The organism is Methylosinus trichosporium OB3b (genome assembly GCF_002752655.1).
Lineage (GTDB): Bacteria > Pseudomonadota > Alphaproteobacteria > Rhizobiales > Beijerinckiaceae > Methylosinus > Methylosinus trichosporium.
This window is the reverse complement of the sequence record NZ_CP023737.1, coordinates 3107996-3129332: the sequence shown is the minus strand read 5'-3', so window position 1 is coordinate 3129332 and position 21337 is coordinate 3107996. Positions and strand designations below refer to the sequence as shown.

Genomic DNA, 21337 nt, shown 5'->3' with positions numbered 1-21337 from the left:
CCATGTTCCGACGCGCCTCGGTGCGCTATGGGCGCACGCCAGAACCGGAAACGCCCTATCAGCGAGCCGCGCAAGTCTGGGACGAGCGCATCGGCTCCGCACGCGTCCAGGCGAAGAACTGGCGGCTGATGGCTTTCGGCTCTTTGCTCTTGTCCAGCGGCCTCGCGGCCGGTCTCGTCTGGCAGTCGACCCATGGGACCGTCGTCCCCTGGGTCGTGGAAATCGATCGGCTCGGCGAGGCGCGCGCCATCGCGCCGGCGACCGCCGATTACACGCCGTCCGATCCGCAAATCGCCTGGTATCTCGCCCGCTTCATCAAGGACGTGCGCGCCGCGCCCGCCGACCCGGTCGTCGTCCGACAGAGCTGGCTGCAGGCCTATGACTTCACGACGACGGCCGGCGCCGCCGCGCTCAACGATTACGCCCGCGCCAATGATCCATTCGCCAAGCTCGGCAAGCAGCAGATCGCAGTCGACGTCTCCAGCGTCATCCGCGCCTCGACCGACTCGTTCCGCGTCGCCTGGATCGAGCGCCGCTATCAGGACGGCACGCTCGCCGACACCACGCGATGGACGGCGATCCTCACGATCATAATCCAGCCGCCGACCGATGCCGATCGCCTCCGAAAGAATCCTCTTGGCGTCTACGTCAACGCCATCAACTGGTCCAAGGAGCTCGGACAATGACCCGGCCGAATTTCCTGAATGCCGGCGATCCGGCTCTGCGCATTGCCGTGAACATGCGCTTTCGGAAAGAAGGAAACGCGTCTTTCCGTAAAGCCGGCTTTGCGATTCTCCTCATCTCCGCGCCTTCGCTCGCCGGATGCGCGAAATTCATTCCGCCGGATATCGATTATGATGACGCCGCGCCGGCGCGGCTCTCCGCCGATCCGCCCGCGCCGGTGAAAATCGTCACCCTCGCCAAGCCGCTTCCCTTGCCTGGGCAATTGAAACCGCTGCATGGCGGCAAGGCGCCGCCCGAGCCTGCCGATCCGGCCGTGCGCGTCAATCAGGCCAACGCCGCCGCCCGCGTGCAGCCTATACGCGACGGATTCATCAATGCCGTGCAGGTCTATCCCTTCTCGGGCGGCGCGCTCTATCAGGTCTATGCCGCGCCAGGACAGATCACTGACGTCGCCTTGCAGGAGGGCGAGCAGCTCGTCGGCTCCGGACCGGTTGCCGCCGGCGACACGGTCCGCTGGATCATCGGCGACACGGAGAGCGGCGCGGGCGCGACCAAAAAAATTCACATCCTCGTCAAGCCGACGCGGCGGGACCTCGTCACCAATCTCGTCGTCAACACAGATCGGCGCACCTATCTGCTCGAGCTGCGATCGACCGAGAAGACCTATATGGCCTCGGTCTCCTGGCAATACCCGGAAGACCAGCTCATCGCTCTGCGCCGTCAGAACGCCATTGCGGAGTCCGCTGTGCCGATCGCAACCGGGGTCGACGTCTCCGCGCTGAACTTCCGCTACGCGATCCAGGGCGACACTCCCGCCTGGCGGCCGCTGCGCGCCTTCGACGACGGATCGAAGGTCTATATCGAATTCCCGACCGGCATTCGCCAGGGCGAGACGCCGCCGCTCTTTGTCATCGGTCCGGCCGGCGGCTCGGAGCTGGTCAATTATCGTGTCAGCCGCAATTACTACATCGTCGATCGCCTCTTCGCCGCCGCAGAACTGCGCCTCGGCGATGCGGACAGCGAACGGCGCGTGCGCATCGTCCGCACCGACGGAAGGCCTCGGTCATGACGTCGAACTCGAATGACGAGCGGTTCGCCGCGTCGCCGCCGGTCACGCCGGACCTTCGCCTGCGAGGCGAACGTCCGCGCGTGACGCGGCTATCGCGCAAGGTGCTGATCGGCATGGCGGGCGTCGTCGCCCTCGCGATTGCCAGCGCGCTCGGCTACGCTCTGCAGCCTCGCGACAGGACCGGCGCGACCCAGGAACTCTACAACACGCAAAATCGTCCCGCCGCCGACGGCCTCGCGAATCTGCCCAAGGACTATACCGGATTGCCGCGCCCGGCGCCGCCGCTCGGACCGCCTCTGCCGGGCGATCTCGGCCGGCCCATTCTGAATGCTGGCGTGGCCGCCAATACGACGATCGTCGGCGCATCGGCTTCCGATCCCGAAGCGCAGCGCCGCGCGCAGGAAGGTGAGGCTGCGCGCGTGAGCCGGCTCTTTGCTCAGACGAGTGAGCGCGAGAGGCCGATCACGCCGATCGCTCCGACCACGATTTCCGCGGCCGACGCCGGCGTCGCGGCGCCGTCTTCTGTCGACGCCGGCTCTGCCCAGAACATGCAGGATCGCAAGACCGCTTTTCTGACTGCTTCCACCGATCGCCGCACTGTCAGTCCCGATCGGCTCACCAAGCCTGCGTCGCCCTACATCGTCCAGGCCGGCACTGTCATCCCGGCCGCGCTCATCACCGGCCTCCGCTCCGATCTGCCCGGACAGATCACCGCCCAAGTGACCGAGGCGGTCTACGACAGTCCCACGGGGAAATTTCTGCTCATCCCCCAGGGCGCGAAGCTCATCGGCCAATATGACAGTTCCGTTGCCTATGGCCAAAGGCGCGTGCTCCTCGCCTGGACACGGCTCATCATGCCCAATGGAACCTCGATCGTGCTGGAGCGGCAGCCCGGCGCCGATGCGGCGGGCTATGCCGGCCTCGAGGACGAGGTCGACGATCATTGGGACATGCTGCTCAAGGGAGCCGCGCTCTCGACTTTTTTCAGCGTCGGCGCCGAAGCCGGAACGACGAACAGCGAGAACAGCCTCATCCAGGCGATCCGCCGCGGCGGCTCCAACAGCGCGAGCCAGACCGGGCAATTGCTCATTCAACGCCAGCTCAATGTCCAGCCCACTCTCACCATCCGGCCGGGTTTCCCCGTCCGTGTGCTGGTGACGCGGGATCTTCTATTGGCTCCATACAAGGAAGGAACGGCGCCGTGACGAAATTGAAGCTCGGTCCGCTCGCCGACGACAAGCCTGTCAAAATCACCGTCGAGATTCCCGCGTCTCTGCATCGCGATCTCACCGCCTATGCGGACGCGCTCGGCAGAGCCAATGGGCAAAACATCGCCGATCCACTCAAGCTGATCGTACCCATGCTTCAGCGCTTCATCGCGACCGACAGAGCCTTCGCGAAGACTCGAACGCGTACGAAACCTCAATCCGATGTCGCGGAAACCGAAAGGTCGGGATAGCGGGCGCGCAACAGATCGAGAAATGGTTGCAGCATCGGACTGCCGTTCGTCTCTTTCCAATAGGCCGCGAACTGAAGCCGCATTTGCCCACAGTCGCCATGCAGCTCGCGATGGGCCACTCCGGGGCAGACGAAGCCGACGGCGCCTTCGAGCAGCGGCGCGACGCCATAGCCGGCGCCGACGAGGCTCAGCAGCCTGTCGAGGCTCACATCCTGATAGCTGATACGCAAAGAATCCGAGCCGCCGGCCTTCACGCTCAGCAATTGCTCGAGCTCGGAATCGACGCCGCTCCGCGTCAGCAATATCCGATTGTCGCAAAGCTCCCGCCATTTGATCGCTGGCCGATTGTTGAGCGGGTGATGTTCCGGAACGGCGACGACGACCCGTTCGCCCCAGAGCGGCAGAACGCGGTCGTTCCACCTTCCGCCGCCGGAGGTCAATATGGCGACGTCGATCGCGCCGGCGACGAGCTCGCCGAGCAATCCCTCCTTGGCGCCATCGACCAAGAGAATATCCGCATCCGCGATCTGGCGGCGCAACTCCGCGAGCGTCTCCCGCAGATTGCCCGCTGAGAGCGACGAGCAGATCCCAATTCGCAATGGCCTGCGTCCGCCATTGCGTCGCGTTTTGAAAGTGAGGAAGAGGCGGTCCGCTTCGTCGACGAGGGGCCGCGCCAAATCCAAAAATTCCCGACCGACCGGGGTGAGCTTCGTTCCGCCGGTCGTGCGCTCGAACAAATCCACGCCGAGCTCACATTCGAGATCGTGCAATCGACGGCTGAGGGTGGATTGACGCGTGTTCAGCGTCTCCGCCGCTTGCCGGAGGCTTCGATGCCGCGAGGCGACAAGAGCCCATTTCAGATCTCGAAGCTCCGAATTCACCTGAAAAGCCCGGTTTCACAAGCTGATTTCCAGAATCGGATATGCCGGCGACAGGGCCGCCATCGGCCGTTCTAATGCTTCCTACTTCATTGAAAATAAATGGCCTTTTAAAGGCCGCCTATCGAGCGGCTATCGCTTTGCAAGCTATAGGTTTTTCGGCGAACGGACCCGATTCCTCCTCAATCGATGCGCCGTCCCGAACAGCCCGACCGCTCTGCGGCGCAAAGATATGGAGGCCCGCGTTTTCCAATATGCGTTGCTAAAATGTTCTAGCCGGCTTACCTTTTCCCGGCTGCAATTTCATGAGCAGCGGCCGAACGGGATGCTACCAACATCCCGCCCGGCCTGACCACAACCCAAGCTTACGTGGAGCCTGGATCATGGCTGATTCTGAAGATAGCACGACTCCGCCCGCCGTTAGCTGGCGCGCCATTCTGCGAGGAACCGGCGCTTTGCCGCCTGCGAAAAAGACGGGAGGCGCGCCGTCCGACCCCGCGCTGCAGCTCTGGCGGAACTGGCAAGCCAATCACACGCAGGTCGTCGCGCTGACGCGCCAGTGGCAGCGCATCGAGACACAACTCATTCACTCGGTGGGCTTCCCCCAGGTCACGATCCGCCTTTCCGGCGAGGAGGAGCCGAAAATCGCTCATTCGGTCGACGAGATCGAGGAGTTGCTTGCAGACGAGCCCGAAGCCGAGAGAGAAACACTGATCGCGGCGTTCGACGCGCAGCAAAAGCGATGGGACGAGGCGGCGGCGACGCTCGGCTTCGACGCCGTCGACGCGGAACTCCGAGCCGCTCTCGATAAGGAGAGCGATTTCACGGCTTCGGTCCCGACCACGAAAGCCGCCAGCCTGCCGGGCATTGCGGCCAAGCTCTCCATCGTCATTCAGCTCGGCGAGCCGAGCCCGAAAGACACGGAGTTTCCTTGGCCGGAACTGCGCTCGGCCCTGGCGGATCTCGCCCGGCTGGCGTCACCGGAAGCGGCGATCTCGCCGTTGTGACGCTCGTGCTCGGGTCCGTGGTCGCTCGACTACGGACCTGGCTTCTTTCGAGCGGTCGCGCGCCTTTGCGCTGGCCGCCGGCCTGTTCGAACAGGTTTTATGTAGACATGAACTGTCGGCCTATGAAAACTCGATCACTGCGATCAGGCCGACAGCGTCTCGACGATTTCGAAGGGAGAGACCAAATCGATTTCGATCTGCAATGGCTTTCGCAATTGCAAGCCCCAAACCGGCGCCTTCGACATCCGGCGGCGCGGCGCGAAAAAACCTGTCGAAGACGAATGGGAGCGCGCTCTCCGGGATTCCGCAGCCGCTATCGATAATCTCGATTACAGCGTCCTGTGCGGTCCACTTCGCCGTGATGGTGACTGATCCGCCCGAGGACGTATAACAAATAGAATTCTCGATCAGAATTCGCAAGAGGAGCTCCAGATCGGCTCTATTTCCCTTGATTTTCATGTCCTCATCCAAATTCACCGCCATCGTCAGACCATTGGCTTCCAGGATAGGGAAACAATCGCCGACAACGACACGTACGACGTCGCTGACGCTCATCGCTTGTTGCTCGCCCGTCGAAGGCGATTCCGCCCTGGCCATTCGCAGAAGCTGACCGACCAGCCTGGTTCCACGCCCGATCCCCTCTCGGAGGTCAGCCACGAGGTCCGGGAAGGGACGAGCCAGATTATGTTCAAACAGATTGTCGACCTGAAGCTGAAGCGCGGCGAGAGGGGTTCTGAGCTGGTGGGCCGCGTCCTCGACAAAACGGCGTTGCGTCTCGACAGCTTGTCGTTGTCGGATGATCAAAGAGTTCATCGCGCCGATCAGCGGAGCGATCTCGGTCGGAACGCCATCCGGACTGAGGACGTCTTTGGCTTCGATGCTTCTCTTTTCGAGTTCCGAGGAAAGACGGCCGAGGCCCCGCAGAACCTGATTGACCGACCAGCCGATCAGAAGCGATGCGAAAGGAATAGCGAGCACGAAGGGCAGCGTTGCGCCGATCGCCGCGCGCGTGGCGATTTCGTCCCGCGCACTCCATCGTTGAGAGATCTGCACGACGAGTTGATCGTCACTCGCGATGTAGGTCCTCCACGCTTCGTTGTCGGCCATCACATCGAAGTAACCATCGTCGGGCTGACGCGGAATACTGTTATCCGGCCCGGAAGCATAAATCAGCGTCCCCGAGCGTTCCCAGATCTGCACGACGAGCCTGTCCTCCAGTTCGTGATCATGTCTGCGCCTCACCTCTTCTTTCAGCCCTGGGCCCGCATTCATCGCGACCTCGGCCAGCTGCGCGTCCAGAAACTTGTTGGCCTCGCCCTTGGCCAGGACATAGGAGGTCGACGCCGTGGCAAGACTGACGATCGTGAGAAGCAGCGTCATCCTGACGATCAGGGTTCGACGAACAGAGCTCATGGGCCGTCCTTCGTTACCATCCAGCCCGCGCCGTAGACATTTCGTATGATGTCTTTGCCGAATTTCTTGCGAAGGACGTGGATCAGAACATCGACTGCATTGCTCTGAACCTCTTCCCCCCATCCATAGATTCGCTCTTCGATCTGGCTGCGCGACAAAATAGCGCCTGGTCGTTTCATCAGCGTATATAGGAGCGAGTACTCGCGCGCTGTGAGAACGCCCTTGACGCCACGAAATATCGCAACGCGCGTGGACGGATCGAGAATGATCTCATTGCTCACCAACAGCGAATGCGCCTGCCCGTTCACGCGGCGGAGAACGGCTCTGATCCTGGCCAGCAGCGCGCACAACGAAAAGGGCTTGACGATATAATCATCCGCTCCGAGGTCGAGGCCGTCGACCGTGCTTTCCACGCCGTCGCGGGCGGTGATGATCAATATGGGAACCGATCCACCAGCTTTGCGTGCGGCCTTGAGAACATCGAATCCTGAAATATCCGGCAGTCCGATGTCAAGCAGCACGATCGTGTGTTCGGCCTGCTCGAGCGCAGCATACCCGTCGCGCCCGTTGCGTACCCAGTCGACGGTCATGGCGTTATCGCGCAGCCCTCGGACCAACGCCTTTCCAAACATTTCATCGTCTTCGATCAACAGGGCGCGCATGTAAGGCCTTCGTTCCCATAAGAATCGCGATCGGTTTGCAACTCTGGCACTCGGCCGTTCGATATCCAGAAAGCTGAAACGATCCCGCGATGTTTCTGCTGTTCGACCGCCGGACGACGCATTATATCAGGTCCTTTCCGGCAGCAAATTTAGAATGATTGCAGCCTGAACCTAACTGTGTCCTAATTTTTCTGACGACATCTGCATAACAGCGTTCCGTAACCAAGAGGGCGCGAAACCGCAGCGACCCGAGGCGCGGAAATTCGAATGGGGTGCAGGATGTCTTCTATGAAAATAGCCCAAAGTAACCAACAACGACTGCGGTCGACGCTTCTGATTTCATCGAGCGCGATCCTCTGCTTCGCCGTCTCGGAAAGTTTTCGTCCCGCCGCAGCGCAAGAGGGTCGTCCAGCCCCGACGGAGTTGCCGCCCATCACCATAGACAATGCGAGCAATCAGGTTCGACAGACGCCCGTAGCGAACAATCAGGACGCGCGCTCTGGTCAGCAAGGCTACATTACGCGAAGCCTGTCGACCGCGACAAAGACCAGCACGCCCCTCATCGACGTTCCCCAGTCGGTATCGGTGATCACGAAGCAATTCATCCAGGATCAAGCTTTGACTTCGATCGGCCAAGCCATTCGTTACGTGCCGGGGCTCATTCCACATCAGGGCGAGTCCCATCGCGACGACCTCATTATCAGAGGGCAGCGAAGCAACGCCGATTTTTATGTGAACGGGATACGCGACGACGTGCAATATTTCCGTGATTTCTACAATCTTCAGCGATTGGAGGTCCTCAAGGGACCCAATGCGATGATCTTCGGACGCGGCGGCGGCGGCGGCGTCGTCAATCGTGTTCTGAAGGAGGCAGATGGCGCGACCGTGAGGGAGGTGACCGTCGGTGGAAATTCTTTTCCAGGTTTCAGGACATCGGTCGATGTCGGCCAGGCCGTGAATGAAAATGTGGCCGTGCGATTCAACGCGTTCTATGAGAATACCGAAAGCTACCGCGACTTCGTGCGTCTGGAGCGCTATGCCTTCAACCCGACGATCACTTTCGCCCCGACGGACAGCACGTCCATCAAGTTGAGCTATGAATACCTTCACGACTGGCGAGTGACCGACCGGGGCATCCCGTCCCAACAGCGGCCGGGGGGCATGCTTCCGCAGTATCCTTATCTGACTTCGAGGTCGACCTATTTCGGTAATCCGGATCTCAACTATGCCGTGGCCGACGTCCATATCGCCACAGGCGTCGTCGATCACGATTTCGGCGGGGGCCTGTCGATCAAGAATTCGTTGCAGTTCGCGAACTACGACAAGTTCTATCAAAATATCTATCCGGGCGGCGCCGTGAATGTGGCCGGGACGTCGGTGAATCTGACCTCATACAATAATGAGACGGATCGCCAAAATATCTTCAATCAAACGGATCTGACCTACAAGTTCGAGACCGGACCAGCGCGGCATACCGTGGTTCTGGGCGGCGAAGTCGGCCATCAAAATGGTTTGAGCTATCGGCAGGATGGCTACTTCAACTACAATCCGGCGCAGACGACGCTCGCAGTATCCCCGCTCGCCCCCGTGACCTACGCGCCTGTGACATTCCGCAATATCGCATCGGGCGCCAATAATACGTACGGGCTCGATCTCGGCGCCGCCTATCTTCAGGATCAGGTGGAGATCACCCCGTTTCTCCAACTGATCGGCGGCGTTCGATTCGATCATTTCGATTTGCAATCCCGTGATCGGCGTACGGGAGTCGTGCAGGCCAGAGCGGACAATTTCGTTTCTCCACGCGGCGGAATCGTCGTGAAGCCAGTGGAGAATCTATCGATTTACGGAAGCTATAGCGTGTCCTACCTGCCCAGCGCCGGTGATCAGTTCAGCGCATTGACCCCCGGCCTCGCGGTCGCCGCGCCCGAGAAATTCGAAAATAAGGAAGTCGGCCTGAAGTGGGACATACTGCCGAAGCTGCAGTTCACGACGGCGTTCTACGATCTGGATCGCACGAACCAGCGTTTGCCCGACCCCAACAATGCGGGATTTTTCATTCTCAGCGGCGCGACGAAGACGCGGGGGGTCGAGGTCGGCCTCACCGGCTATGTCACTGACGATTGGCAGATCTCGGGCGGCTATGCGCATACCGACGCCAAGATCAAGAGCAATACGTCGGCGTCGATCGTCGCGGGCAACCGCGTGGGGCTCGTCCCTTACAACACATTCTCGCTGTGGAATCGCTATCAGTTCACGCCGATGTGGGGGCTGGCGTCGGAGTGATCCACTACACTGATTATTTCGCGTCGTCTGACGACATGGTGAATATCCCAGGGTTCACGCGGGTCGACGCCGCAGTCTACTTCAACTTGAACGAACAGTGGAGAGCTCAGCTCAATGTCGAGAACCTGCTCGACCACCGTTATATCGCCACGGCGGATGGCAACAATAATATCACCCCCGGAGCGCCGCGAACGTTCCGTTTTTCCGTGACAGCGAATTTTTGACTCCCGAAGGGTCGGGCGGTCGTCAATACGCCGTCCGATCCATTCTCCTCGGCTTTGCGGTGCGCAGAATTTCGAATCGTTTCTGCGCCAGACATCGGCGACGCCGCCCATGTCGCTCTCCTCCGTTGCGCGCGACGCGAAGGGCGACGGCCGCGTTGACATTCGGGAATAAATCTAATGAGGCAGCCATCTTCATCAATGGCGACGACCGTCGTCCACGACGACCCGATCGTCGACGGGGCGCTCGAATGGTTCGCCCGCTTGCGCAACGAGCCGGTCGACGCGACGATGCAGGCCGCTTTCGAGCACTGGTGTTCTCTCAGTCCGCGTCATGCCCAGGAATATCGCGATCTCGAAGCGATGTGGGGATCGACCGCGTTTCGACAGGCTACGGAGTGGCTGCAGAAGAATGACGCGACGCTCGTCGAGGCGCTCGAAAGTGGTCCGCGCGCCGCGGAGGCCGGCGCGCGGTGCTGTTCGTCATAGACGCTTCGCGATATCTGCGCTCATACTGCACCGGGAGGCCGACTACACGACCGAAACGGGCGGCGGCAATACAGCGCTTTTTTGAGGAGCAGGTCCCCGGCCATCCCTTGCGGGGTCGTCGCGCGCTTCGGTCGACGGACGTACGCGGCCGCCGCCTCTGGCGGACCTCGCCCGGCTAACATCACCAGAAGCGGCGCTCTCGCCGATGTGACGCTCTTGCTCGTTCCGTGGTCGCTCGACTACGGACTTGGCGTCTTTCCAACGGCTGCACGCATTTGCGCTGGCCGCCGGCCTTTTCGAACCGGCTTTACGTCGTTCCGAGACGGGGCCGGCGACATCGCGACGTCGCCTTCCCCGGAAGCAGACGACGACGACTTCGGCTCCGCACTTTCGTTCGAAGGCGTCAGAAGCTCGAGCGCCGGGATGTTGAGAGCAGCGGCGAGGCGCTCGACGGCATCGACCGTGGCCGAATAAACGCAGCGTTCGAGCGAGCTGATGTAGGTGCGGTCCAGTTCAGCCCGATGTCCGAGCTCCTCCTGCGACAGGCCTTGAGCCTGTCGATATTTCTTCAGGATACGCGCCAGCGTCTCTCGCATTTCCATGACGAGAGCCAGCCAGCTTGAAGAGTATTTATCTACAGAGTATACTCTACAGACGGTTGCCGATGCCCGGGAGGAGGGAAGCGGCGGCGCGGCAGATGGGCAAGGTTGCCCGACGAACGTCGACGAACGTCGAGCAACCTCGCAAACCGACCGAAAGCGCGAACATGCGTGAGAAGCACCTGGGTGATGCGGTTTCATTGGCGACGATACTGTTGAGCACACGCCAGCAGTTCGGTCACGCGCTACGTGACGCTGCAATGGCGACCATCAGAGCGAGATTGAAAGGCGCACGTTCCGACCACCTCGTCATTTCCCGTAACATTCTCGAGTCGCACATCGACGACGCTCTCTATCTGATCGGCAGAGACGGGCTCGACTCGCTCGAGCGCAATGTCCGATTTGCGGTCGACGAAATGATTCGAGAGGCGTTGGAAAACGTCAGGACACGGCGAACGGACGGCTACTAACCAGGGCTCGTCGCCTTAATAACCACTTAATTTTCGCCTCGTTACACGGAGCTTGATCGGAGCGCTGAGAGGCGATTGGCGTATGCGTGTGTTGCTGGTCGAGGACGATGGCATGATCGGCCGCGCGATTTGCGAAGGCTTGGAGCAAGACCATCTCGTCGTCGACTGGGCCAGGGACGGCGAACACGCCAGACTGGCGTTGGCGACCCCGAACAATGGCTACGCCGTCCTGTTGCTCGACCTGGCGCTCCCTCGGCTCTCGGGCCTCGACCTGCTCGCCGAGCTGCGCCGCCAGGGCGACGCCATTCCGGTGCTGATCCTGACCGCCCGCGACGCGGTGGCGGATCGGGTCAAGGGCCTGAACAGCGGCGCCGACGACTATCTGGTGAAGCCCTTCGACCTGGAAGAGCTGATTGCGCGCATCCATGCCCTGGCCCGCCGCGGGGCGGGACGCGCAGCGGCGGCGATCGAATATGGCCCGATCCGCCTCGACCCCGTCACCCACGAAGCCTGGCTGCACGGGGAATCGTTGGAGCTCTCGCCCCGGGAATTCGCCCTGCTTCAGGCCCTGCTGGAGCCGCCCGGCGCCGTCCTGTCGCGCAGCCGGCTGGAGGAGCGTCTCTACGGCTGGGATCGGGAGGTCGCCAGCAACGCGGTCGACGTTCATCTTCACAATCTCCGCAAGAAGCTCGGCGGAGAGACCATCGTCAATGTGCGCGGCGTGGGGTTTCGGGTGGCGAAGATATGAACGCCTCGATCCAGCGCCGGCTTCTTCTCTGGCTCTCTCCCGCATTGCTGTTGACGGGATTGGCGTTCGCCGTTCCGACGTGGTTCAGCGTGCGCGAGGAGATCGACGAACTCTTCGACAAGGCGTTGCGCCAGGCCGCCTATTCGCAATTCGACCGCTCGGCGCGCCCGTCCGGCTCCGAAGCGCCGCCGCCGGCGGCGGAGGAGATCGATTTCGTCACGCAGGTCCGGGGCCGCGACGGGACCTTGCGGCGCAGCTCGCATCCGTTTCCCCCTCTGCCCGCCGAGACCCCCGAGGGCTGGTCCGATATCGAATGGCGCGGCTCGCCTTGGCGGATGTTCACGCTGAAGACGGCGGATGCGCTGATCCAGACGGCGCAATCCCATGGGGAACGCCGGGACACCGCCAAAGAAATCGCTCTGCGCCTGCTCACCCCGTTGCTGGTCCTGCTGCCGGCTGCGGCCGCGCTGGTCCTGTTCGGTCTCGATCGCGGTCTCGGCCCCCTCCGGATCATTGTCGAAGCGGTGCAAGAGCGCACTCCCGAGGCCCTCGACCCCATTCCCGACGACGGGCTGCCGCGCGAGGTGGGCGCGCTGGCCCGGTCCTTGAACGACCTCTTGTCGCGCCTGAACCGGGTTCTGGCGGCGCAGCGGCAGTTCATCGCCGACGCCGCGCACGAGCTCCGCACGCCGCTGGCCGCCCTGTCCCTGCAGGCCCAGGTGGCCGAGCGCGCCGATCCGGATCGGAAAGCCGCCGCCATCGCGGCGCTCCGCGAGGGTATCGCCCGCGCCAACCATCTGGTGCATCAGCTGCTGACTCTGGCTCGGCTCGATCCGGAGGCGACGCAACGCCGATTTGTTCCGCTGCGCCTGGATGCTCTCGCTGAGTCGGAGGTCGCCGGTCTCGCGCCGGTCGCCGCCGATCGCGGCGTCGATCTGGGTCTCGAGGCGGCGGAGCCCGCGGTCGTCATGGGCGACGAAGCCGCTCTCGCGATCCTGCTGCGCAATCTCATCGACAACGCCATTCGCTATTCGCCCGCCGGCGGCCGGGTGGATGTCGAGGTGAGAACGGGCGGCGACGGAATTCGCCTGGACGTCCGCGATGAAGGCCCCGGCGTGCCGCCCGAGGAAAAGCAGCGCGTGTTCGATCGTTTCTACCGGGGAGCCGCCGCCGCGGAGCCGGGCAGCGGGCTCGGGCTCGCCATCGTCCGTTCGATCGCCGACTGGCACGGCGCCGATGTCCAGCTCGAGGACAATGAGGGTGGGCGAGGCCTCGTGGTCCGGGTGCGCTGGGACGGGGCGACGCCATGACGTTTCGAAAGGTGTTTCGAAGACACCGGCGAGCGGCGCTGTGCGTTTGCGCCTGCCTGCTGTCCGGCGGCTGCGCGGTCGAAGGTCTGGGCGACGTCGGCGGGGTGTCGGCCGAGCTGGCGGCGCGCACAGGGCGCGGCCTCGGCGATGCGACGACCGGCGAAACCACATGGCCACCGGGCGTTTCGCCCGCCGACGGATTGTCCGAGGACGAGCTGGTGGCGCTGGCGCTCTGGAACAACGCCTCGTTTCGCGAGAGTCTCGCCGATCTCGGACTGTCGCGCGCCGATCTCGCGCAGGCTGGCATGCTGCCAAATCCGACCGTTTGGACATTGTTCCCGGGCGGCGTGAAACCGTTCGAGCTGATGCTCCGCTACCCTGTCGAGGCGTTCTGGCTCCGTCCCGCCCGGATGGAGATCGCCGAGCAGGAGGTGGAGCGCACGATCCAGCGGCTGGTCCAGAACGGGTTGGACCTGATCCGCGATATGCGCGTGGCCTGCGCGGAGCTCGCGTCGGCGCGCGAGCGGGCCGAGCTCGCCGCGACGATGGCGAAGCTCGCCCAGGACACAGCCGAGCTCACGCGCGCGCGGCTTCGCGCCGGCGACGCAACGGAGCTCGAGACCGCGAGCGCTCAGGCCGACGCACGCCAGGCGAAGGAGCAGCAGGACCGTTTGCGGAGCGAAGCCGACATCGCCGGAGAACGATTGCGCTCGCTCGCGGGCCTCGCCCGGGAGCATTGGCCAACCAAAATCATCGTCGATCCTCTGTCTTCGGCCGCGCCGGGCGATCCGGAAGCCCTGGTGCGAGACGCTCTCGCCGCGCGTCCAGATCTGCGAGCGGCCGAGCTCGGCGTGGAGGCGGCGGGGCGGCGCCTCGGCCTCGCGAGGGTCGAGACCTTCACCGTCACCGGCATCTTCAGCGCCAAGGACGTCAATCAGCAGACGGTGTCGGGGCCGGGCCTCGACATCGCCCTGCCTATCTTCAACCAGAACCAGGGCGGCACGGCGCAAGGGCAGGCGCGGCTCGAAAAAGCCGCCCGGTTCTATGTCACTGTCCGCGACCGCATCATGCTCGATGTCCGCGAGGCGGCCGTGCGTTTCGTCCTCGCGAAGCAAAGCCATGATCAATGGCGCAGCGGGGTCCTGCCCCTGCTCTCCAACGCCGCGCAGCGCGCCGGGCGGGCCTACGCGGACGGCCATGTGACCTTGCTGTTCGTGTTGGACGCCCAGCGCAAATTGGCCGATGCGCGCTTCAAGGCGATCGGCGCGGCGGCCGATCTCCGCCGCGCGCGCGCCGAGCTCGAACGCAGCATCGGACACAGCCTGTCCACGCCTTCTCGAATCCAGAACGCTCGCACATGAAATTTCCGCATCCACGACCTCGCAGACGAATGTCCTGCGGCCTCGCCATCGTCGCATGCCTCGACCTCGCGGCCGCCGAACCGGCGCCGGCTCGGGTCGAGAAGCCGATCAAGGAGGCGGAGCTGACGAAAGTCACGCTCACCCCCGAAGCGGCGCGGCGGCTCGGGCTGACAACCGCTCCAGTGGAGTCGCGCATTCTGCCGCGGACGCGGATATTCGGCGGCGAAATCACCGTGTCGGCGTCGACCGCGGCCCGGAGCGCCGGACAATCCGTATTCACGATTTTGCCCGTGCTGTCGCCGGCCGAACAGGTGCGGCTGGCGCAATCGCAGATCGAGGCGGATGGGCAGGTGGAGCAGGCGCGGGTCCAGTTGGAAGGCGCACAGCAGGCGTTGCGCCGCGCCGAGCAGATGCGGCGGGACAAGGTGGGCACGGAGCGGACGGTCGACGAGACGCGCGTGCAGGTCGGCCAGGCGGAAGCAGGACTGCGCACGGCGGAGGCGCGCCGCGATCTGCTCGGTCCGGCGATATTGGAGGCGGCGAGCCCGGCGGAAGTCTGGGTGCGAGTCCCCGTCTATGTGGGCGATCTTCCGAAAATCGATCGGAACGGGACTGCGCGCGTCGGAGGATTCGGCGGCGGCACGGATGCGGGGGGATCATCTGCGGTTCCGGTCGATGCGCCGCCGTCCGCCAATCCGGCGGCGTTCACCGTCGATTTGTTCTATCGGCTGCCGAACTCCGATCGCGCTTTCCGCCTCGGCCAGCGGGTCGGCGTGACCCTTCCGCTACGTCAGGAGGGCGCGACGCTGACCGCTCCCTGGTCAGCGATCGTGTATGACGCCGAGGGAGGGACCTGGCTTTACGAGCAGACCGATGCGACGACCTTCGCGCGGCGGCGGGTTCAGGTTGAGCGCGCGGTCGACGGCATGGCCGTTCTCGCCGGCGGCGTGCGGCCCGGCGCACGCGTGGCGGCGACCGGCGCCGCCGAATTGTTCGGCGTCGAGTTCGGGGTCGGCAAATGATGCACCGGCTCATCGCCGCCGCGCTTCGGCAGCGGCTCCTGACGCTCGCGCTCGCCGCGGTCCTGATCGTGTTCGGCCTGCATTCCGCGCGCGTGACGCCACTCGACGTGTTTCCCGAATTCGCGCCGCCGATCGTGGAAATCCAGACGGAAGCCCCGGGACTTTCCGTGGAGGAGGTCGAGAGCCTCGTCACAGTGCCTCTGGAGAGCGCAGTGAATGGGACCGCGGGGCTGAAGACGCTCCGCTCCAAGTCGGTGCTCGGCCTGTCTTCGGTGGTTTGCCTGTTCCGGGAAGGCTCCGACCTCACGCGGACGCGCCAATTGGTTCAGGAGCGGGTGGCTCTGGTCGCGCCGCGTCTGCCTGCCGTGGCGCGCGTTCCCGTGCTCATGCCGCCTCTCTCCTCCACGAGCCGGATGATGAAGATCGGCGTCTCGTCGCCGACCCTTTCCCAAATGGACCTCTCGGAGCTGGCGCTCTGGACGATTCGGCCGCGGCTGATGGCGGTTCCCGGGGTCGCCAATGTGGCGATCTGGGGCCAGCGGGACCGGCAGCTCCAGGTGCGCGTCGATCCGGATCGGCTGGCCGCCCATGGCGTGAGCCTGGACGCGGTGGTCCGCGCCGCCGGCGACGCGGCGGCGGTGACGGCCGGCGGGTTCCTGGACACGCCGAATCAGCGAGTGCCTATCCGCCATCTCGCGCCCGTCCAGACGCCGGAGGACTTGGCGCACACAGTGGTGCAGTTCGCCGGCGGGGCGCCGCTGCGGCTCGGCGACGTGGCGGAGGTCGTGGAGAGCCATCCGCCGCCGATCGGCGATGCGGTCGTGAACGACGGGCCGGGCCTTCTCCTGATCGTGGAGAAACAGCCCGCGGCCAATACGCTGGAGGTCACGCGCGAGGTCGAGGCGGCGCTGGAGGCGCTGCGGCCGGCCCTCGAAGGCGTGGCGATCGATGCGAACATCTTCCGCCCCGCGACCTATATCGAGCGCGCGCTCGATCGTCTGACCCATACGCTGGCGATCGGCTGCGCTCTGGTGGCGATGATCCTGATCGCCTTTCTGTTCGAATGGCGCGCCGCGCTCATCAGCATCTCCGCCATCCCCTTGTCTCTGCTGGCGGCGGCCGCCGTGCTTCATCTGCGCGGCGGCGCGCTCGACACGATGGTCCTGGCCGGACTCGCCATCGCGGTGGGGGAGGTCGTGGACGACGCCGTCATCGACGTCGAGAATGTGCTCCGCAGGCTGCGGCAGAACGAACTGGCGCAGCGGCCCCTGTCGTCCTTCCGGGTCGTGCTGCTGGCCTCCCTCGAAATGCGCAGCGCCGTCGTGTTCGCGAGTCTCATCATTGCACTGGCGTTCGCGCCGGTGTTCTTCCTCGACGGCCTCGCCGGCGCATTCTTCCGGCCGCTCGCCTGGTCCTATCTTCTCGCAATCCTCGCCTCCCTCGCGGTGGCACTGACCGTCACCCCCGTCCTGTGCCTGACGCTCCTGCCCGGCGCGCCGCGGCGGGAGGGCGACGCCCCTCTCACCCGTTTCCTGAAGCGGCGCTACCGCGCCATGCTGCCCTGGATCATCGATCGTCCCGCCGTCGTGGTCAGGACGCTTCTGATCGCTTTCGCGCTCGCGGGCCTCACGCTGCTCCGGCTCGACCAGGCCTTCCTGCCAGACTTCAAGGAGACCGATTTTCTGATGCACTGGGTGGAGAAGCCCGGAACCTCGCTCGAGGCCATGCGGCGGATCACCGAGCGCGTCAGCCGGGAGCTGCGGGCCATTCCCGGCGTTCAGAGCTTCGGCGCGCATATCGGCCGCGCGCAGGCCGCCGACGAGGTCGTCGGACCGAATTTCACGGAACTCTGGATCAGCGTCGACTCGAAAGCGGACTATGACGCGACTGTCGCGCGCATCAAATCGGTGGTCGACGGCTATCCCGGCCTCTATCGCGACGTGCTGACCTATCTTCGGGAACGTCTCAAGGAAGTGCTGACCGGGGCCAGCGGCGCCATCGTGGTGAGGTTCTTCGGACCCGATCTGGCGGCGCTGCGGGAGAAGGGCGAGGAGATCGCCCGGGACCTGGCCGGCGTCCGCGGCGTCGCCAATCTGAAGGTGGAGCCGCAGTCGCCGACGCCCCAGGCGCAGATGCGGATCCGGCCCGATGCGGCGGCGCTGTTCGGCCTGACGGCGGGCCAGATCCGGCGTGCGGCGGCGACCCTGACGCAGGGAGCCAAGGTTGGCGAGATCTATCGGGAGCAGAAAATCGTCGAAGTGGCCGTCTGGGGCGAGGAGCGCGTGCGTCATGACCTCGCGGCGCTGCGCGAGGCGGTGATCGACACGCCGTCGGGGGCGCGCGCGCCGCTGGGCGATGTCGCGGATTTCGAGATCGCCCCCGCGCCGAGCGAGATCAAGCGCGAGAACGCCTCCCGCCGACTCGACGTGACGCTCGACGTGGCCACAGGGGCCGACCTCGGCGCCGTCGCGCGGGACGTGGAGGCTCGGGTCCGGGCGCTCCGCTTTCCGCCCGGCCACCATGCCGAAATCGTCGGCGAATATGCGGCGCGCCAGGCCGCCCGCGATCGGCTGGCGTGGCTCGCCGCCGGTTCGCTGCTCGGCGTCCTGCTGCTGCTCTATGTAGACTTTCGTTCGCTCCGGCTGGTGGCGCTCACCGCGATCACGCTGCCCTTCGCTCTGATCGGCGGAGTAGCCGGGGCTTGGCTCGGCGGCGGCGTGCTGTCGCTCGGGTCATTGGTCGGTTTCGTGACCGTGCTCGGGATCGCCGCCCGCAACGGCATTCTGTTGCTGAGCCATTACCGGCGTCTCGAATTGCAGGAGAACGTGCTGTTCGGACCCGAGCTCGCGATGCGCGGCGCCGAGGAGCGGCTCGTGCCCATATTGATGACGGCGAGCTGCGCCGCGCTGGCATTGCTGCCGCTGGTCGTCCAGGGCCTGGTTCCGGGTCAGGAGATCGAATATCCGATGGCCGTGGTGATCCTCGGCGGCATATTCACCTCGACGATCCTCAATCTCTTCCTCGTTCCGGCGCTGTATGCGCGCTATGCCAGACCGAAAGTCGATGATGTCGCGCTGTCGACCATCGGCTAGAGGGCCCAAGTACAAGGGCACCCGTCAAGAGCACGCCATCGGAACAACAGGCGCGAAGGTCGCAGCGCACATCGCTGCGATCACAGCAATTTTCTCGTCACAATAACCACTATGATATCTATGCCGGCATCCGCTCCATCGCGATTTCTGCGCGCAGGCTGTCGATGTCACGGAATATCGAGGCGACCGCCATGACGCGGCCATTCTCCTTATAGGTCAGCAGGCAGTCTCGCGACGCGATGTCGCCGTCCACCTCGATTTCATCCCAGGCTTCCGCGTGGCCGACATAATTGATGACCACGTCGTAATGCTGGCTCCAGAAGAACGGGACGGCCGTGAAGACCCTTCGCGCGCCGAGCATGTTGAGCGCGGCGATCTGGCCCTGCCTTTCGGCGACGTTCCAATGTTCGACCCGAATGTTCTTGCCACTATGAGGATCCGGCCAGCGCGCGATGTCGCCCGCCGCGAAGACGCCCGGCGCGCTGGTTTCGAGAAATGCGTCGACGACGACGCCTCGATCGAGGACGAGACCGGCCGCTTCCGCGAGCGTCAGGCGAGGACGGACGCCGACGCCGCAGACAACGAGGTCGGCGTCCAACACGCTGCCGCTTCTCAGGGCGACCTGGCGTTCCGTAACGCCGGTAGCGACATCATCGAGATGGAAGACCACACCATGTCGTTCGTGCAGGCTTCGCACGAAATCGCCGATTTGCGGACCGAGCACGCGTTCCATCGGCCGCTTCTCCGGAGCCACGACATGGACGTCGAGCCCACGCGCGCGAAGCGACGCCGCGACTTCGAGCCCGATGAAGCTTGCGCCGAGCACCACGGCCCGACTCGCAGTCGGAAGACGCTCGATGATTGCCCGGCAATCCATCAACGACCTGAGCGTGCGGACATGCGGCAAATCGGCTCCGGGGATGGAAAGGCGAATGGGTTCGGCGCCTGTCGCCAGCAATAGGCGGTCGTATGCGAGCGTCGTCCCATCGGCGAGCGTCACTGTCCTCTTGTCCGGGTCGAGTTGCGTGGCGCGCGCGCCGAGATGCAAATCGACCTCGCGCTCGAGATCGAATTCATCCGTTCCCAGCGGCAGCCATTCTTCAGGGGCGTTTCCGGCGAGATAATCCTTGGACAAGTTCGGACGATCGACCGGCGGATCGGCGTCGTCGCTGACCATGACGATTTTTCCGCCATAGCCCTTGCGCCGCAGCTGCTCGGCTGCAGCGAACGCCGCCGCGCCCGCACCGATGATCACGATATTTTCCAGGCTCGTCTCGAAGGGCTCGACTTTTGGCGCGCGCGCCGACGATTTTAGGCGCTTTCGCACGAACACCTTGTCTCCCTCTCGCTCGATCTCCCAGCAAGCGAGCGGCGCGAAGGCGGGAGCATGCAGAGCTTCGCCCGTCGCAAGATCGAAGAGCGCATGATGCCAGGGACATCGAAGGACGCCGTCCTCGGCGAGGCCGTCGATCAGCGGCGCATGGTAATGCGTGCAATGTGCGCCGACGGCGAATATTTTCTCGTCGCAAACCACGACGAGAACCTCTTCCTCGCCCACGCGGCCGCTTATTTTCCCTGCGGCTGCGAGATCAGCGAGAGCGACGCCCTGCGAGAAATCAGGGCCGATCGGACTTTGCGGGTCTTCCGACATCGCTGTCTCGCTTTCTCCTTGAACGGCGGCGCGCCGTTCGCCTGAAATTTCATTCCAAAAAATATGCGAGAGTGAGGGGCCGCACAAGAGATGGACGCCGCCCCCGCGCGGTCATTTCGCTCAAACCCTGTCAAATTTATCGAAGTGGCGTCGGAGCCAAGCTTCGTCTCGCGGCCGCGCTTTACAAGCATTGTCGCTCGATTGTTGAATCGAATGTCGACCAGCCGAGACGCGATGCTCGAGGAAGGGGGAGAGCACCGAACCAGCGATGTATGTGTCATTGCCCGACCGGCCAGTTCGACCCAGGCGATCCGCGTCCGCCCGGCAGCCTTGCTCGGCCGAGCCTTCGCCCTTAGTCTTGAGAATGCCGAAGGTTCCCCCTGAGCCTGAGGTACGAGATGCGCCCCGACCGTGGATGAAGCGGCGGGGCGTTTCTTTGGACCCTCGAAAACCGGTTAGAATACTCCGTGTCGAATCGTGGCTGGCAAGTCCGGCCCTATAATCCAGTCGGCTCTCGCCGTATGTGGAAGACGTCAGGTTTGCGCTTTCGCTCGCCGGTGATAGATTGGTTCCATGCTTCGTCTGCTCCGCGCGCTTCTTCCTATGGCCGCGTTGGTCTCGCTGCTGATCGGCGCGGGGCTGGCGCCGCGCGCCGATCATGGATGCGATGGCATGAGCGCCGCGACGATGGAAGACTGCCACAAGGCCGTTGGAGACCAGCGCTCCCGGGCCGCGGATGATTGTGCGGCCATATCCTGCGTTCAGATTCCAGTGGCCGCCGGCCCGGTCGAAGCCTTCTTCCGCCTACCAGTCATGCCCTCGACGGAGGCGATCGTCGCGACGAGCGACGCCGATCCCGCCTCCCTGACCGGTTCTCCCGACCTTCGACCTCCGATCGCCTGAAGCCGCACCGCCGGCG

At 64.0% G+C, this 21337-nt stretch carries 18 protein-coding genes and 1 pseudogene; 14 read left to right on the top strand and 5 right to left on the bottom strand.

The features are described from left to right. Positions 1 to 2 precede the first annotated feature (2 nt). From trbF to CQW49_RS14960, 4 genes are read left to right on the top strand one after another with little or no spacing between them, the layout of a single operon-like run. Positions 3 to 686, top strand: a complete 684-nt coding sequence (gene trbF, locus CQW49_RS14975; protein ID WP_003614930.1) for a conjugal transfer protein TrbF — start codon at positions 3 to 5, stop codon at positions 684 to 686. Further along, positions 683 to 1753 carry a P-type conjugative transfer protein TrbG gene (gene trbG / locus CQW49_RS14970; protein ID WP_003614931.1) on the top strand — a complete coding sequence of 357 codons (1071 nt, stop codon included), beginning with the start codon at positions 683 to 685 and terminating at the stop codon, positions 1751 to 1753. The genes trbF and trbG overlap by 4 nt, the downstream gene beginning before the upstream one ends. After that, positions 1750 to 2958, top strand: coding sequence for a TraB/TrbI/VirB10 family type IV secretion system protein (locus tag CQW49_RS14965; RefSeq protein WP_003614932.1), 1209 nt, complete (start codon positions 1750 to 1752; stop codon positions 2956 to 2958). Before trbG ends, CQW49_RS14965 begins: the two co-directional genes overlap by 4 nt. After that, positions 2955 to 3212 carry a DUF2274 domain-containing protein gene (locus CQW49_RS14960; RefSeq protein WP_003614933.1) on the top strand — a complete coding sequence of 86 codons (258 nt, stop codon included), beginning with the start codon at positions 2955 to 2957 and terminating at the stop codon, positions 3210 to 3212. The genes CQW49_RS14965 and CQW49_RS14960 overlap by 4 nt, the downstream gene beginning before the upstream one ends. Here CQW49_RS14960 and CQW49_RS14955 read toward each other — a convergent pair. After that, entirely contained in the window at positions 3176 to 4093 is a 918-nt protein-coding gene (locus CQW49_RS14955) for a LysR family transcriptional regulator (protein ID WP_040566420.1), read from the bottom strand. The two genes, CQW49_RS14960 and CQW49_RS14955, sit on opposite strands and share 37 nt — an antisense overlap. A gap of 380 nt (positions 4094 to 4473) precedes the next feature. On the opposite strand from CQW49_RS14955, the gene CQW49_RS14950 reads away from it, so the two are divergent. Next, entirely contained in the window at positions 4474 to 5097 is a 624-nt protein-coding gene (locus tag CQW49_RS14950; protein WP_003613662.1) for a hypothetical protein, read from the top strand. A 120-nt stretch (positions 5098 to 5217) separates the two neighbouring features. Here CQW49_RS14950 and CQW49_RS14945 read toward each other — a convergent pair whose 3' ends face one another. Then, positions 5218 to 6510: an ATP-binding protein gene (locus tag CQW49_RS14945; RefSeq protein WP_003613661.1), complete on the bottom strand. Its 1293-nt coding sequence runs from the start codon at positions 6508 to 6510 to the stop codon at positions 5218 to 5220. After that, the gene (locus CQW49_RS14940; protein WP_003613660.1) at positions 6507 to 7172 is read right to left on the bottom strand and encodes a response regulator transcription factor; all 666 of its coding nucleotides are present in this window, start codon (positions 7170 to 7172) and stop codon (positions 6507 to 6509) included. The genes CQW49_RS14945 and CQW49_RS14940 overlap by 4 nt, the downstream gene beginning before the upstream one ends. A 288-nt stretch (positions 7173 to 7460) precedes the next feature. On the opposite strand from CQW49_RS14940, the pseudogene CQW49_RS14935 reads away from it, so the two are divergent. Both CQW49_RS14935 and CQW49_RS14930 read left to right on the top strand, forming a co-directional pair. Continuing rightward, positions 7461 to 9679, top strand: a pseudogene (locus CQW49_RS14935) (TonB-dependent receptor). Positions 9680 to 9877: 198 nt separating this feature from the next. Further along, complete coding sequence (locus CQW49_RS14930) at positions 9878 to 10165, top strand: FecR/PupR family sigma factor regulator (protein ID WP_003613658.1); 288 nt, start codon at positions 9878 to 9880, stop codon at positions 10163 to 10165. A gap of 239 nt (positions 10166 to 10404) precedes the next feature. Here CQW49_RS14930 and CQW49_RS14925 read toward each other — a convergent pair whose 3' ends face one another. Further along, positions 10405 to 10767, bottom strand: coding sequence for a helix-turn-helix domain-containing protein (locus CQW49_RS14925; RefSeq protein ID WP_081735692.1), 363 nt, complete (start codon positions 10765 to 10767; stop codon positions 10405 to 10407). 95 nt (positions 10768 to 10862) lie between these two features. Here CQW49_RS14925 and CQW49_RS14920 point away from each other — a divergent pair, with 95 nt between their 5' ends. The 6 genes from CQW49_RS14920 to CQW49_RS14895 all read left to right on the top strand — a co-directional run bounded on the left by CQW49_RS14920 (position 10863) and on the right by CQW49_RS14895 (position 18767). Next, entirely contained in the window at positions 10863 to 11234 is a 372-nt protein-coding gene (locus CQW49_RS14920) for a hypothetical protein (protein ID WP_244441294.1), read from the top strand. 82 nt (positions 11235 to 11316) lie between these two features. After that, a complete protein-coding gene (locus tag CQW49_RS14915) occupies positions 11317 to 11982 on the top strand; it encodes a response regulator (protein WP_003613657.1) in 666 nt (221 codons plus the stop codon). Next, entirely contained in the window at positions 11979 to 13292 is a 1314-nt protein-coding gene (locus CQW49_RS14910) for an ATP-binding protein (protein ID WP_003613654.1), read from the top strand. Before CQW49_RS14915 ends, CQW49_RS14910 begins: the two co-directional genes overlap by 4 nt. Next, positions 13289 to 14653, top strand: coding sequence for a TolC family protein (locus tag CQW49_RS14905; RefSeq protein WP_003613652.1), 1365 nt, complete (start codon positions 13289 to 13291; stop codon positions 14651 to 14653). Before CQW49_RS14910 ends, CQW49_RS14905 begins: the two co-directional genes overlap by 4 nt. A 29-nt stretch (positions 14654 to 14682) precedes the next feature. Beyond that, the gene (locus tag CQW49_RS14900) at positions 14683 to 15675 is read left to right on the top strand and encodes an efflux RND transporter periplasmic adaptor subunit (protein ID WP_040566428.1); all 993 of its coding nucleotides are present in this window, start codon (positions 14683 to 14685) and stop codon (positions 15673 to 15675) included. Beyond that, positions 15672 to 18767: an efflux RND transporter permease subunit gene (locus CQW49_RS14895; RefSeq protein WP_003613648.1), complete on the top strand. Its 3096-nt coding sequence runs from the start codon at positions 15672 to 15674 to the stop codon at positions 18765 to 18767. Before CQW49_RS14900 ends, CQW49_RS14895 begins: the two co-directional genes overlap by 4 nt. 118 nt (positions 18768 to 18885) lie before the next feature. On the opposite strand, the gene CQW49_RS14890 is transcribed toward CQW49_RS14895, so the two are convergent. Further along, positions 18886 to 20418 carry an FAD-dependent oxidoreductase gene (locus CQW49_RS14890; RefSeq protein ID WP_003613646.1) on the bottom strand — a complete coding sequence of 511 codons (1533 nt, stop codon included), beginning with the start codon at positions 20416 to 20418 and terminating at the stop codon, positions 18886 to 18888. A gap of 573 nt (positions 20419 to 20991) precedes the next feature. Here CQW49_RS14890 and CQW49_RS14885 point away from each other — a divergent pair. Further along, entirely contained in the window at positions 20992 to 21321 is a 330-nt protein-coding gene (locus tag CQW49_RS14885) for a hypothetical protein (RefSeq protein ID WP_024749648.1), read from the top strand. The last annotated feature ends 16 nt before the right edge of the window (positions 21322 to 21337 follow it).